A 14,657-nucleotide genomic window follows, 5' to 3' on the forward strand; every position below is an offset into this window, starting at 1 on the left:
CGTTTGCGCCAGCGCAATTTCGAGAATCGCCGAGGGCTTGTCCGTTCGGCTAACGCGCGCCCCTTAGCCGTTTTCGCGATGGGCCGCATGTACAATATCGTCATGTCAGATCCCCGCTTCGTTCATCTTCGCGTCCACTCCGAGTTCTCGATTGCCGACGGCATCGTGCGGCTGGACGACGTCGTCAAATCCGCCGCGAAAGACGGTCAGGGCGCACTCGCGCTGACTGATCTCGCCAACGCGTTCGGCCTCGTGCGCTTCTACAAGGAAGCGCGCAGCAAGGGCATCAAACCCATTGCCGGCTGCGACGTCTGGATCACCAATCCCGCCGATCGCGACAAGCCTTCGCGGCTGATCCTGCTCGTGCGCGACAAGACCGGCTATCTCAACCTGTGCGAACTGTTGAGCCGCGCGTGGCTGACGAATCAATATCGCGGGCGCGCTGAAGTGCTCGTCGAATGGCTCGAAGAAGGGCTGGCTGAAGGTCTGCTCGCCATTTCCGGCGCGCAGCAGGGCGACATCGGCATGGCGTTCGCGGCGGGCAACGCGGCAAGCGCGCAACGCAACGCCGAACGCTGGTCGGCGCTCTTTCCGAACGCGTTCTACATCGAACTGCAGCGCGCCGGTCAGCCGGGCGAACAGGCTTATTTTCAGGAGGCCGTCGCGCTCGCCGCAAAGCTCGGGTTGCCTGTGGTCGCCACGCATCCGCTGCAATTCATGACGCCCGACGACTACACCGCGCACGAAGCGCGCGTGTGCATTTCGGAAGGCGATATCCTCGCCAATCCGCGTCGTCAGAAGCGCTTCACGACCGAGCAGTATTTCCGCACGCAAGACGAAATGTGCGCGCTTTTCGCGGATATTCCTTCCGCGCTCGCCAATACGGTCCAAATTGCGAAGCGCTGTAATCTCACGCTCGAACTCGGCAAGCCCAAACTGCCGCTTTTCCCCACGCCGGATGGCCTTACGCTCGACGACTACCTCGTGCAGTTGTCGAAGGAAGGCCTCGAGGTGCGGCTCGCGCAGCTCTATCCCGATGAAGCCGAACGCGAGGCACAGCGCGAGACTTATTACGCGCGGCTCGAATTCGAGTGCGGCACGATCATCAAGATGGGCTTTCCGGGCTACTTCCTGATCGTCGCCGACTTCATCATGTGGGCGAAGAACAATGGCGTTCCGGTGGGTCCCGGCCGCGGTTCGGGCGCGGGCTCGCTCGTCGCTTATGCGCTCGGCATTACCGATCTCGACCCGCTGCGCTACAACCTGCTGTTCGAACGCTTCCTGAATCCCGAACGCGTGTCGATGCCCGACTTCGACATCGACTTCTGTCAGGAAGGGCGCGACCGCGTCATTCAGTACGTGAAGCAGAAATATGGCGCGGATGCGGTTTCGCAGATCGCCACCTTCGGCACCATGGCGGCGAAGGCGGCGGTGCGCGACATCGGCCGCGTGCTCGATCTCGGCTACATGTTCACCGACGGCGTCGCCAAGCTCATCCCGTTCAAGCCGGGCAAGCACGTGACCATCGCGGACGCGATGAAGGAAGAGCCGACCCTGCAGGAGCGCTTCGACAACGAAGACGAAGTGCATCAATTGCTCGAACTCGCGCAGCGCGTGGAAGGGCTCACGCGTAACGTCGGCATGCACGCGGGCGGCGTGCTGATCGCGCCGGGCAAGCTCACCGATTTCTGTCCGCTCTACACGCAGGGCGAAGACGGCGGCGTGGTCAGTCAGTACGACAAGGACGACGTGGAAGCCGTCGGTCTGGTCAAGTTCGACTTTTTGGGCCTGACCACGCTCACCATCCTGGACTGGGCCGAGCGCTATATTCGCCGGCTCGATCCCTCGAAGAGAGACTGGAATCTCTCGCAGGTTCCGCTCGACGACCCTGCTTCGTTTTCGATCCTCAAGAAAGCGAATACCGTCGCCGTGTTCCAGCTGGAAAGCCGCGGCATGCAGGGCATGCTGAAGGACGCGCAGCCGGACCGCTTCGAGGACATCATCGCGCTGGTGGCGCTGTATCGTCCGGGCCCGATGGACCTGATTCCGAGCTTCTGCGCGCGTAAGCACGGGCGCGAGATCGTCGAGTATCCGGACCCGCGCGTCGAGCCCGTCCTGAAGGAGACCTACGGCATCATGGTCTATCAGGAGCAGGTGATGCAGATGGCGCAGATCATCGGCGGCTATTCGCTCGGCGGCGCGGACTTGCTGCGTCGCGCGATGGGCAAGAAGAAGCCCGAAGAGATGGCCGTGCATCGCGAGTTGTTCCGCGAAGGCGCGGCGAAGAACGGTCTCACCGCGCAGAAGGCGGACGACACCTTCGACCTCATGGAGAAATTCGCGGGCTACGGCTTCAACAAGTCGCACGCGGCGGCTTACGCGTTGCTCGCTTATCACACGGCGTGGCTGAAGGCGCACCATCCGGCGGAATTCATGGCGGCCAATATGTCGCTCGCCATGGACGACACCGACAAGGTCAAGATTCTCTTCGAGGACTGCATCGGCAATGGCATGGCCGTGCTGCCGCCGAACATCAACCAGTCGGCGTATCGCTTCGAACCGGTCGCCGAAGCGGACGGCAAGCGCTCGAAGACCATTCGCTACGGTCTGGGCGCGGTGAAGGGCAGCGGCCAGAACGCAATCGAAGAAATCCTGCGTGCGCGTGAAGACGGGCCGTTTGCGGATCTCTTCGACTTCTGCGAGCGGATCGACCGGCGCGTCGTGAATCGCCGCACGGTCGAAGCGCTGATCCGCGCGGGCGCGTTCGACTGCCTGCACGAGAACCGCGCGCAACTGCTGGCCTCCGTGCCGCTCGCCATGGAAGCCGCCGATCAGGCCGCCGCCAACGCCATGCAAGGCGGTCTCTTCGATATGGGCGACGCGCCGCTCGAAAAGCATCAGCTCGTCGATGAACCCATGTGGTCCGACAAGAAGCGCTTGCAGGAAGAAAAAACCGCGCTCGGTTTCTATCTGTCTGGCCATCTCTTCGACGCCTACAAAGGTGAAGTGCGCCGCTTCGTGCGTCAGAAAATCGGCGAACTGAAGGAAGGGCGCGACAAGCTCGTCGCGGGCGTGATCTCGACCACGCGCACGCAAATGACCCAGCGCGGCAAGATGCTGATCGTCAATCTCGACGACGGCACCGGCCAGTGCGAAGTCACCGTGTTCAACGAGCAGTTCGAAGCCAACAAGGCGCTGTTCAAGGAAGACGAGTTGCTCGTGGTGCAAGGTCAGGCGCGTAACGACGCCTTCACCGGCGGCATTCGCTTTACCGTCGATACCGCGATGGACCTCGAACGCGCGCGCAGCCGCTACGCGCAGTCGGTAAAGGTCGAGATGAACGGCAACGCGGATTCCTTGCGTCTGCGCCGCGTGCTCGAAGCGCATGCGGCGGGTGCGGAAGCGCCGGCGGCCGTGGCGCCGCCCGCGCGCGAAAACGGCAGGCAGCGCCAGTCCGCACCCATCCCGAACGGCTTGAACGTGAGCATCGTTTATCGCAGCGAGCATGCGGAAGGCGAAGTGCGGCTCGGCGATGCCTGGCGCGTCAAGCCCACCGACGAACTCATCACCGCGCTGCGCGGCGAGTTCGCGGGCAGCGCAATCGAAATCGTCTACTGATGCGCATCGGCATCTCGGCGAACGCGCTCAAACTGAGCGGCGGGCTCGAACGCTACGCCATGGACCTGGTGCGCGGTCTTGCCGCCGCCGGCTTCGAGGGCCGCCAAAAGCCTGCGTTCTTTGCCCGCAAGATCGACTCGTCGTTGCCGGAGAGCAAGCTCGTCGAGGCGCATCGCATCAAGGTGTCGTTTCTGCCGGGCAAGCTGCGCGATGTGTATTTTTCGTGGGCGCTCAAGCGCGCGCGCAATAAGGCCAGGGTCGACGTGCTGATCGGCTGCAATCGCGTGGAAGGCTCGGAGATCGCCATCTGCGGAGGCACGCATATCGGCTTTCTGCGCGCAACCGGGCGTCGCGAAAAGCGGTCGGATACGCGGCAGATCGCGCTCGAACGCAGGCAGTATCGGGACGCGCGCGTGATCGTCGCGCACTCGGACATGATGCGTAACGAGCTTCGCGGACTCTACGGCATCGACGAACGGAAGATTCGCGTGCTTTATCCGCCCGTGGATGGCGCGCGTTTCGCCTTAGCCGATGAAACCTCGCGCGCCCGTCTGCGCGAACGGTTCGGTTTCAAGGAAGACGAAATCGTGCTGCTCTTTCCTTCGAGCAGTCACGAGCGCAAGGGTTTGCCGCTGATCGAGAAGGCGCTCGGCGGCGCAGGCTTGCCGATCGTGATCGCCGTCGCCGGGCGCGCGCCCGAGAAGAGCGCGCCGAACGTGCGCTATATCGGCTACGCGAAAAATATCGAGGACGCTTATCGCGCGGCGGACTTCACCATTCTCGCGTCGAGCTACGAGCCGTTTGGGCTCGTGGGCATCGAATCGGTCATGTGCGGCACGCCGGTGATCTTTCCGGCCTGCATCGGCTGTGGCGATGCCATCGACGAAAGCGCCAAGCACGTTTTCAAATCTGGCGATGCGGACGACCTGCGGCGCGTCGTCGCTGCGGCAATTGCTTCACGACGCCGCGTATCCGGCAATGCCGTTCGTTATGACGCGAGCGTCGCGTCGCATGTGAATGCGCTGCTGGCGCTAGCGGAAGAAATCAGCGGCGGTCGTTGAAGCCGCTGAGCCAAGCCGTGGCGCCTATCGTCTCTCGTTCAGATGCTCGAGCTTCAAGAACCGGTAATACACCGTCTGCGCATTGAAGAGCGCGATCATGAAGCCCGTGCGCCCATCGAGAAAACCGCGGCGCAGAAAATACGTTCGCAAAAAAGCCCACGTGCCGCGTGTAAGCGCAACCCCGAAACCGCCGCGCTTGCCTGCCGCATAACGCTGCACGGCGCCCGCGGTCGAATAAGCGTCCAGCTTGCGCAGCACGGTCTCGAAGTCTTCGTAGGAGTAGTGCATCAGCCGGCCATTGAGCCTGATCGCGGGCTCGTCCGTGGAAAGCACCAGACGCTCGTGCACGAGATCCGACGAGAAGCGCGCCGCGCCCCGCTTGAACAGCCGGGGAATCCAGTCCGGATACCAGCCGCTGTGTCTCACCCACGTTCCGCAAAAACTCGATAACCGGTCGACCGAATAGACATCCGCTTGCGGGTGAGTGATGGCGGCTCGAATCGATGCGGCGAGTTCGGGCGTCACGACTTCGTCGGCATCGATAGACAAGACCCAGTCGGTGGCGAGCGCATCCAGCGCGCGATTCTTCTGCGGCCCGAAGCCGGGCCAGTCGCGCGCTTCGATCACGCGCGCGCGATGTGCCTGGGCGATACCCACGGTGGCGTCGGTGCTGCCGCCATCGACGATGACGATGTCATCCGCGAACGAAACCGAGTCGAGACATTGCGCGAGCCGCGCGGCCGCGTTGTAGGTGATGATGGCGATGCCAAGCGTTGGCGATTTCATGTTGCCCGAGTCCGGCCTCTGATTCTTGTCGTGGTCACGTTCGATTGGAAAAGCCTAGCCGCGCAAATGCCATTTCACGAAGAAGAACGGCGAAAGCAGCCACGGGCACGTCGCATACACGAACATCTTGATGCGAAATCCCGGACTGACTTCATTCGATCCAGCCAGCAACGCGACCTTGCGCGCCAACGACGCGTCGCCGAACACGGCGCTCACGTAGCGCTCGCGCGCCGACTTTCGCGCCAGCATTGCGCGCATCCGAGCGCCGACGCCGACCTTGTCCGCGTCGCTTTCGAGCTGACGCGTCTCGCCCGATCCGTTGATATTCGCTAGCTTGATACGCGCGACGAATTCCGCCGGCGTGCGCCATTTGCGCTTGCTCGACAGCCCGCCGCGCCGGTACAGCACGAGCGGTTCGTGCAGCGTATGCGCGCCGTGACTCATGATCGCGCGAAACGCCATGATCTGGTCTTCGCCGTAGATGCCGGGCGCGATCGGCCCGAACTCCTCGAAGAGACGCCGCGCCCACGCATGCGCCGCGCCGACCAGATGAGGCCGCCGTTCCATCCAGTCGTCGAAGCTGCGATAGTCGTCGAGGTCCGTTACGCGCAGGATGTCGTGCGTATTGCCTTCGCCATCGAGGTCTTGCAGGTCGGTCGCGATGAGGTCGTGGCGCTTGCCGCTTGCGAGCCACACTTCCATGACGCGCGTGACGCGTTCCGGTCGCGAGATATCGTCGCCCGCCGCGATAAAAAGCATCTCGCCCGATGCGCGCGCCGCGAGCGCACTGAGATGCGCGCTGATACCCGTGTTCTTCTCGTTTCGATACAGCCGCACCGTATGCGGCCCGCGATATTCGCGCACACAGCGCTCGGCGACGGCGTAAGTGGCGTCGGAGGAGGCATCGTCGGAAATGAGGATTTCCAGCGGCGACCAGGTTTGCGCGACCGCCCCGGCAATCGCGTCGGCAACGGTTTCCTGCTGATTGAAGGTAATGAGCAAGAGACTCGCGAGCGGCGCGTTCTGCTCTGGCTGTGATATTCCTGACATGTACGATTCTGAGTGCTTCGAAGGCCCGGCGCGTCTTGGCCACGGCGTTGCGCGCTCGCGGAGAGCGAATCTCATGCCAGACGGCAGCGGCTATAATAACCCGCGATTTGGGGATAGGCGACCGGGCCGGCCGGTCAATCCCGCTTAAGGTTCATCGATTTGGAAAAAACTCTGCGCTACATGATCGCCAGCATGGTCTTGCTGGCGCCCGCAAGCACACTCGTCGTGCGAGGAGGGACGGGCTACTGCTTCTTCGTGTTGCTTGCCATCGCGCTCTTCGCGGGGTTCAGCAAGCCGTTTCGTCTGAGGCTCGGTCTGCTCGTCAACGCGTTCCCGCTCTATACGGTGGCCATGCTGTGCTTCATGGTTTATCTGCCGTTGCAGCAAGCCATCGAAGGTTATTATCTGCCGCGTGAATTCGACGGCATGTCGCGCTTCGCACTCGCGTTGCCGATTTTCCTGCTGCTCGTCAACGTGCCGATTCGGCAACTGAAGGCGCTCGGCTGGGGCTGCGCGCTCGGTGCCATCGGCGCGGGTTTCTGGGCCGTGGACAGCGCCATCCACATGACGGTGACGGAACTCGATCGCCTCGGCAACGATTTCACCAATCCGATTCCCTATGGCAATACCGCGCTCCTGCTCGGCTTTCTTTCGGTGATGTCGATCCGCTGGGATCGTTATCCGAACGCGCTGGCGAAGCGCCTCGGCATTGCACTGAAGCTGCTCGGACTGGTGGGCGGCATTTACGCGTCGTATCTGTCGGGCACGCGCGGCGGCTGGCTTGCCATTCCGCTCTTTCTCGTACTGTGCCTGCTCAACTTCGGCTGGATCAAACACCCTCGTCACTGGCTGACCGCGCTCGGCGTCGCCGTTCTGGCGATGGCGCTCTTGCTCGCCTCGCCGATCGGCCGCGAACGTGTGCAGGCGACGCGCTCCGACATCGCGCGCCTGTCGCACGGCGCGGCGGCGGACAGTTCGCTCGGCGCGCGGCTGCAGTTGTGGACCGCGTCGATTCATCTGTTCGAGGCGAATCCGGTCTTCGGCGTCGGCAAGGGACATCTGAAGAATTCGCTCAAGGGCATGGCCGATGCCGGCGAGGTATCGCCGCTCGTCGTCAATCAACGCGCGCACAGCGAGTTTTTCTCGACGATCGCGGAATTGGGCGCGTCGGGCGTGGTCTGTCTTGCGTTGCTGTATTTCGGGCCGCTCGTGTATTTCCTGCGCTACCGGAAGTCGCCGCATCCCGATGTGTCGACGGCGGCGTATTGCGGGATCGCGGTCTCGGGGTCGGTTATCATCTTCGGACTGAGTATCGATGTATTCACGGTCGTGATGAGCACGTCGCTCATCGCGCTCTTCTGGGCCGTGCTGCTTGCGGTCATCACGCACGACGCGCGCGAGCCGCTTGGCAAGCCGGGGCGCGGACCGATCGGCTGAATTCGGGCCGGCCGGTTTCATTCTCCGGCTGACGAGAAATCACAAAAGTAACCAACGAGCGCCGCGGGAAGAGCTGGAAAGCGCCGGGCGAAGTGGAGATACGCTCTTGAAACGAGAAGGTAGTTTGCGCAAGCCGATTGGCGGCGCGGAAAGTTCGTCGCCGACCGCGGTCATGCGGCGCCTGTGGCCCTACATCCGCCCGCTCATGGGCATGGTGTTGCTCGGGCTCGGCACGATGGGTATCGTCGCCGCAACCGAAGCCGGCATCCCGATGCTGCTCAAACCGTTGCTCGACCACGGTTTTGGCTCCAAAAGCAGCGATCACGCGAAATGGCTCGTGCCGGCCGCGGTGATCGGACTCGCGCTCGTGCGCGGCGCGGCGCAGTATGCGTCGGGCTATTTTCTGTCGTACGTGTCGAACAAGATCCTGCTGCAACTTCGCCTGCAGATGTTCGAGCGCATGATCCACACGAGCGCCGGCTTCTTTCAGCGCGAGACGGCCAGCACGGTCATCAATGCAGTCGTGTTCGAGGTCAACCAGATTCTGAGCGTGCTATCGAGCGTCGTCGTCACGCTTGTGCGCGATTCGCTCACGGTCGTCTTTCTGCTCGGCTATCTGTTCATCCTCAACTGGCGGCTCACGCTGATCGTCGCGGTCATCCTGCCGGTGATCGGCTGGCTCGTGAGCAAGATCAACCGACGATTGCGGCGGCTCAATCGTGAGCATCAGACGCTGACCAACGAGTTGTCCTATGTCGTTGAGGAAACCGTCGCGGGCTACAAGGTCGTCAAGGTGCATAACGGCGAACCGTACGAAATGGACCGCTTCACGGAGATGAGCCAGCGCCTGCGCGGCTACTCGATGCGCATGCAGGTGTCCGGCGGCCTCGCGCAGCCGCTCACGCAGTTTCTTGCGTCGATCGCGCTCGCGGTGGTCATCACGATTGCGGTCGTGCAGTCCACCAACGATCAGACCACGGTAGGCGGCTTCGTTGCCTTCGTCACGTCCATGTTGCTCGTTATCTCGCCGCTCAAGCATCTGATTGACATCAATCAGCCGATGCAGCGTGGCATGACGGCGGCGGAGCTGATCTTCGGCCTGATCGACGAACCCGAGGAGCCGAAGGGCGGCGGGCGGCGTCTGGAACGCGCGCAAGGCGAAGTCGAGTTTCGCGATGTCACTTTCAGCTACGGTTCGCTGGACCGCATGATTCTCGACCGCGTGTCGTTCAAGGTTGCGCCCGGCGAGATGGTCGCGCTCGCGGGGCCGTCAGGCAGTGGCAAGACCACGCTCGTGAATCTGCTGCCGCGCTTCTTCGATCCACGCGGCGGGCAGGTGCTCGTCGATGGCGTGCCGATCACCGACTACGACCTGCACGACCTGCGCGGCCAGATGGCGATGGTGAGCCAGGATGTCGTGCTGTTCAACGACTCCATTGCGGCGAACGTTGCTTATGGGCAGAAGCCCGATCGCGACCGCGTGTTCTCGGCGCTGATGGCGGCGAATCTCATCGATATGGTGCAGGCGCTGCCTGATGGCATGGATACCTTGATCGGCGGCAACGGAATGCGCTTGTCCGGTGGACAGCGGCAGCGTTTGGCGATTGCCCGCGCGATCTACAAGGACGCGCCGATCCTGATCCTGGACGAGGCGACATCGGCGCTGGATTCCGAATCGGAACGCTACGTGCAGGCCGCGCTCGAAACGCTGATGAAGGGACGCACGACGCTCGTGATCGCGCATCGCTTGTCGACCATCGAGCGCGCGGACCGCATCCTCGTCATGGAAGGCGGGCGAATCGCGGAGCAGGGCAGCCATGCCGAACTATTGCGCAAGGAAGGACTGTATGCGCATCTGCACCGGATTCAGTATCAGCAGCAGCCGGCTTGATCGGCTTATTGACCATCGGCGCTTGTTCGCGACTTCGGTCAACTATTGATACAAACGCTTCGAGCAGCCTTGATATGATCCGCGGCCCAATCCGTGGGACCGGATCATTGAAAGAGAAGCGAAGATCATGTTGCAGTTCGTTGTAAAAGCAAAAACGCGCAGCCGGCCGAGCCTTGCGTCGATGGCTACGGTGGTTCTCATCAGCACCGTTCTTGCTGCCTGCTCGGGCGGCGGCTCTAGCGCTCCCTCGAAGGATTCGACGGATACCACGGGTACGACGGACCCGTCGGGCAAGAGCGCAACGCCCGCGGCCGCGCTGCCGGCCATGTCCATTAATACGGATGGCCGTGTTTCAATCGTCGATAAAGATGTTTATCTCGGCGCCGATCTCGGCATCACCGGGCCGGACGATGTCGATCCCTTCACAGGCAGGACGAGCATCAAGGGCCATGGCAACAGCACGTGGACGGCGGACAAGAAGCCATATCGCTTGAAACTTGACAGCAAGGCAAGTTTTTTTGGGCTGCCGAAGGACAAGAACTGGATTCTGCTCGCGAATTACTTCGACAAGACGCTCTTGCGCAATCGCACGGCGTTCGAACTCGGCAGGCGTTTTGGCATGGCGTGGACGCCGCATGACGTTCCCGTCGAACTCACGCTCAACGGTCAGTATGCGGGCGTGTATGACGTGGTCGAGTCGGTGCGGGTGGACAAGAACCGCGTGAATATCGCCAATAGTGACAACGCGGTCGCGCCCGAGAGCACAGGCTTCCTGGTCGAAATCAACGAGCGCATGGACGAAGACGTTTGCTGGCGCACGACGCACGGCATTGCGCTTTGCATCGACAGTCCGGATTCGGCATCGGACGCACAGGTCGCTTTTATCAAAGACTATATGCAGCAGGCCGAAGACGCGTTGTATTCCAATTCGGGGAATTACGAGCAGTACTTCGATGTCGCATCGCTGATCGACTGGTATCTCGTCAACGAGATTTTCAAGAATCAGGACGCGCGGGATTTTGCGAGCATCTACCTCTATAAGGATGCCGGCGGTAAATTGAAGTTCGGGCCGTTGTGGGACTTCGACATTGGCGCGGGCAACATTAACTTTTCCGACGCGCAGTATCCGGAAGGATGGTGGGTTGCAAACGGTCAGTGGATCTCACGCATGAAGCAGATCGATCCGAGCTTCGAGACACGTGTTCGGGCACGGTGGGATCAACTGAAGGCATCGCAAATCGATACGATCGTGAGTTATGTCGATGAGAACGCGCAGGCGCTTCAGGCAAATGGCGCAGCTAAGCGCAACTTTGATAAATGGCCGGTGCTTGGGAAGAAGCTTTGGCCGAATCCGGTGGTGACGGGTTCTTATCAGGGTGAGGTGGCTTATCTGAAAGATTGGCTCACGCGGCGGATTGCCTGGTTGGATGGGAATCTTTGAGGGTGGAATTGAAGGAGCGTCACGCGCTCCTGTTTGCTATTTGCTGTTTGCAGCATCGATACAGAAGAGCCGCTCGGCTCAGTCGTCTGGAAAACCATACCAGCCATCCATTAAGGCGCTGATTTCGATGTCGACAAATTCTGGTCTGCCTTCGAATGAAGCTTCGTAATGACGAAGGGCCGCTATTCGGCCCTTTCGTTGCTTATTTATGCGTCGATGAACAAAAGGTTCGAACGCGCGCCCCTGCGTGTTTCTTTAGAGGTTGTATGAGTTAGTCCTACATCAACACAATGTCATACTGCTCCTGACTCAAATTCGACTCCACCTGCAACGAAACCGGCTTGCCGATAAAGTCCATCAACATTGCCAGATGCTGTGACTCTTCTTCCAGAAACAGATCGATCACCTGCTGAGAAGCCACCACGCGAAATTCGCGCGGATTGAACTGCCGCGATTCGCGCATGATCTCGCGCAACACGTCATAACACACGGTTCGCGGCGTCTTCACCTGCCCCTTGCCCTGACAAGTGGGACACGGCTCGCACAACACATGCGCAAGAGATTCCCGCGTGCGCTTTCGCGTCATCTCCACGAGCCCGAGTTGCGAAAAGCCATTGACCGTCACGCGCGTACGATCCCGCGACAGCGCGCGCTTCAATTCGCTCAGGACCTGATCGCGATGCTCGACGTTCTCCATATCGATGAAATCGATGATGATGATTCCGCCCAGGTTCCTCAACCGCAATTGCCGCGCGATGGTGTGCGCCGCTTCGAGGTTCGTCTTGAAGATGGTGTCGTCGAAATTGCGCGCGCCGACATAGCCGCCCGTATTCACGTCGATGGTGGTCATGGCCTCGGTCTGATCGATCATCAGATAACCGCCCGACTTCAAATCGACGCGCCGCGACAGCGCCCGCAAAATTTCAGCCTCGATGTTGTACAGATCGAAAAGCGGCCGCTCGCCCGTGTAGTGATGCACGCGCGATGCCACCGCCGGTGTGAATTCCGCCGCAAAATCCGCCAGCATCTGATACGTCTCGCGCGAATCCACTTGAATGCGCGTGGTCTCGTCATTCACGAAGTCGCGCAACACGCGCTGCGCCAGATTTAGATCCTGATAGAGCAAAGTGGTCGGCGGTACGCGCTGCCCTTGAGCAACTATCGTCGCCCAGGTCTTGCGCAGATACGAGACATCGGCGGCAAGCTCTTCACTCGATGCATCTTCGGCAATCGTCCGCACGATATAGCCGCCTTTTTCATCGGCGGGCAGCACGGCGGTGAGACGCGCGCGAATAGCTTCGCGCTCCGTCTCGCTCTCGATCTTCTGCGAAATCCCGATATGCGGTTCCTGCGGCAGATAAACCAGCGTGCGCCCCGCAATGCTCACCTGCGTGGAGAGTCGCGCGCCCTTCGTGCCGATAGGGTCCTTCACGACCTGCACCATCAGCGCCTGTCCTTCGAAGACGATCTTCTCGATAGGCACATGCGGCGACGATCCATGCGGCTCGCCCGCCACGCGCGGATGCCATATATCCGCAACATGAAGAAACGCGGCGCGTTCCAGACCAATGTCGATGAACGCCGACTGCATGCCCGGCAACACGCGCACGACCTTGCCAAGATAGACGTTGCCGACGCGGCCGCGCGAGAGCGTGCGTTCGACGTGAAGCTCCTGAACGGCGGCTTGCTGCACCAGTGCGACGCGGGTTTCTTGCGGTGTGACGTTGATCAGGATTTCTTCGTTCATGGCCTGTTTAGAATTCGACGCGTGCCACGCGCAAGAGTGCTGCGGTTTCGAAAAGGGGCAAACCCATGATACCCGAATAGGACCCGTCGATTCGCTCGATAAATGCTGCCGCGCGGCCTTGAATGCCATACGCGCCGGCCTTGCCCAAAGGCTCGCCCGTCGCGGCGTATCGTTGCAGCGCAGCACGGTCGACCGGCGCGAAACGCACCGTCGAGCGCGAGAGCGCGGCGTGACATGCGCCATCGGCATCGACGACGGTCAGTGCCGTCAGCACTTCATGTTCGCGACCCGCGAGCTTCGTCAGCATCGCGACCGCGTCTTCTTCATGCGCGGGCTTGCCGAGTATTTGTCCGTCGATGGTCACGGTGGTATCCGCGACGAGAATGGGCGCTGTCCCATGATTGCCCGCGACGAGACGTGCGCGCGCCGCATGCGCCTTCAGCATGCAGACACGCTGAACATAGGCATGCGCTGCTTCGCCGGGCAGCTCGGCTTCGAGCGCTTCGGCGTCTTCATCGGGACGAGGCAAGAGGAGTTCGAACCGCACGCCCAGTTGCCGCAGCAACTCCTGGCGGCGCGGGCTTTGAGACGCAAGATAGACGAAGGGATAAGTAGACATTCGATAGCGGGTCTCGACAAGCGCGCCGGCCTTCGACACCACCACGGAATATCAGGGCATCTGCCGTTACGCGCGATGATAAGGATGATTCTGCGTGATGCTCCACGCACGGTAAAGCTGTTCGGCAAGCAGCACGCGCACCATGCCGTGCGGCAGCGTGAGACTCGAGATACGCAGCATGAGTTTGGCGCGCGCCTTCACTTCGGGCGCGAGGCCGTCCGCGCCGCCGATCACGAACGCGACATCGCGGCCGTCCTGTTGCCAGGCGGGCAGGGCGTTCGCGAGTTGCATCGTGGTCCAGTCGCGGCCGCGTTCATCGAGCGCAATCACGCGGGCGTTCTTCGGCAGGGCGGCTTCTATTCGCTGCTTCTCGGCAGCCATCACGCTTTCGGCATTGCGGCCGGACGAGCGCTGCTCGGGCTTGATCTCTTTGAGCTCGATGCGCAATTCGGGCGGCATGCGCTTCGCGTATTCGTCGAAGCCATTCGTGATCCAGTCGGGCATCTTGTGTCCGACTGCGAGAATGACGAGCTTCATCGACGCGCTGCGCTTTAGGCCTGCTTGCGCGCGGTCTTGCGGGCGGGACGCTTGACGGCCGGTGCGGCATCTTCCTCGTCTTCGTCCTCGTCGGCTTCGACGTTCGCGCCGCCGAACATGCTCGGCTTGCTCAATTTCACGCGCACGGGTTTGTCGCCCCAGACTTCTTCGAGGTTGTAGTACTGGCGCAGCGCCGGTTGCAGGATATGGACGACCGCGTCGCCGCAGTCGACCAGCACCCATTCGCCGATCTCTTCGCCTTCCGTGCTGATGATGTCGCCACCGGCTTCCTTCACCCGTTCGCGCACGCTGTTGGCAAGCGCCTTGGTCTGCCGGTTCGACGTGCCGCTCGCCACGACCACGCGGTCGAACAGCGACGTCAGGTGAGTGGTGTTGAACACTTTGATGTCTTGCGCCTTGACGTCTTCGAGACCGTCGATGATCGCGCGTTGAAGCTTTTGAATTTCCAT

General features: G+C 61.5%; 11 protein-coding genes. 5 read left to right on the plus strand and 6 right to left on the minus strand.

Going from position 1 to position 14,657, the window contains the following annotated elements; translation table 11 throughout:
* Positions 1-87: 87 nt before the first annotated feature.
* Together dnaE and NCR40_RS04340 are read left to right on the plus strand one after the other, a co-directional pair.
* On the plus strand, positions 88-3,618 hold the full coding sequence (gene dnaE / locus NCR40_RS04335) for a DNA polymerase III subunit alpha (RefSeq protein WP_459908589.1): 3,531 nt from the start codon (positions 88-90) through the stop codon (positions 3,616-3,618).
* Entirely contained in the window at positions 3,618-4,679 is a 1,062-nt protein-coding gene (locus NCR40_RS04340) for a glycosyltransferase family 4 protein (protein WP_250492102.1), read from the plus strand. Before dnaE ends, NCR40_RS04340 begins: the two co-directional genes overlap by 1 nt.
* A gap of 24 nt (positions 4,680-4,703) precedes the next feature.
* Here NCR40_RS04340 and NCR40_RS04345 read toward each other — a convergent pair whose 3' ends face one another.
* Together NCR40_RS04345 and NCR40_RS04350 are read right to left on the minus strand one after the other, a co-directional pair.
* Positions 4,704-5,465: a glycosyltransferase family 2 protein gene (locus NCR40_RS04345; protein ID WP_250508816.1), complete on the minus strand. Its 762-nt coding sequence runs from the start codon at positions 5,463-5,465 to the stop codon at positions 4,704-4,706.
* Positions 5,466-5,519: 54 nt separating this feature from the next.
* The gene (locus NCR40_RS04350) at positions 5,520-6,515 is read right to left on the minus strand and encodes a glycosyltransferase family 2 protein (protein ID WP_250508817.1); all 996 of its coding nucleotides are present in this window, start codon (positions 6,513-6,515) and stop codon (positions 5,520-5,522) included.
* Between the two features lie 159 nt (positions 6,516-6,674).
* Here NCR40_RS04350 and NCR40_RS04355 point away from each other — a divergent pair, with 159 nt between their 5' ends.
* The 3 genes from NCR40_RS04355 (at position 6,675) to NCR40_RS04365 (ending at position 11,284) form a co-directional block, all read left to right on the plus strand.
* Positions 6,675-7,952 (plus strand): O-antigen ligase family protein, encoded by a 1,278-nt coding sequence (locus tag NCR40_RS04355; protein WP_244827528.1) that lies wholly within the window; start codon positions 6,675-6,677, stop codon positions 7,950-7,952.
* Positions 7,953-8,124: 172 nt separating this feature from the next.
* A complete protein-coding gene (msbA, locus tag NCR40_RS04360) occupies positions 8,125-9,843 on the plus strand; it encodes a lipid A export permease/ATP-binding protein MsbA (protein ID WP_370652127.1) in 1,719 nt (572 codons plus the stop codon).
* A 181-nt stretch (positions 9,844-10,024) separates the two neighbouring features.
* Complete coding sequence (locus NCR40_RS04365; protein ID WP_250508818.1) at positions 10,025-11,284, plus strand: CotH kinase family protein; 1,260 nt, start codon at positions 10,025-10,027, stop codon at positions 11,282-11,284.
* Between the two features lie 277 nt (positions 11,285-11,561).
* Here the strand turns inward: NCR40_RS04365 and rng are convergent, their stop codons facing one another.
* The 4 genes from rng to rsfS form a co-directional block, all read right to left on the minus strand.
* Positions 11,562-13,031: a ribonuclease G gene (rng, locus tag NCR40_RS04370; RefSeq protein WP_250492108.1), complete on the minus strand. Its 1,470-nt coding sequence runs from the start codon at positions 13,029-13,031 to the stop codon at positions 11,562-11,564.
* Between the two features lie 7 nt (positions 13,032-13,038).
* On the minus strand, positions 13,039-13,650 hold the full coding sequence (locus NCR40_RS04375) for a Maf family protein (RefSeq protein WP_250508819.1): 612 nt from the start codon (positions 13,648-13,650) through the stop codon (positions 13,039-13,041).
* A 66-nt stretch (positions 13,651-13,716) separates the two neighbouring features.
* On the minus strand, positions 13,717-14,187 hold the full coding sequence (rlmH, locus tag NCR40_RS04380; protein WP_250464255.1) for a 23S rRNA (pseudouridine(1915)-N(3))-methyltransferase RlmH: 471 nt from the start codon (positions 14,185-14,187) through the stop codon (positions 13,717-13,719).
* 14 nt (positions 14,188-14,201) lie between these two features.
* Positions 14,202-14,657, minus strand: a complete 456-nt coding sequence (rsfS, locus tag NCR40_RS04385; RefSeq protein ID WP_244827534.1) for a ribosome silencing factor — start codon at positions 14,655-14,657, stop codon at positions 14,202-14,204.

The organism is Caballeronia sp. GACF4 (assembly GCF_023631025.1).
Classification (GTDB): domain Bacteria; phylum Pseudomonadota; class Gammaproteobacteria; order Burkholderiales; family Burkholderiaceae; genus Caballeronia.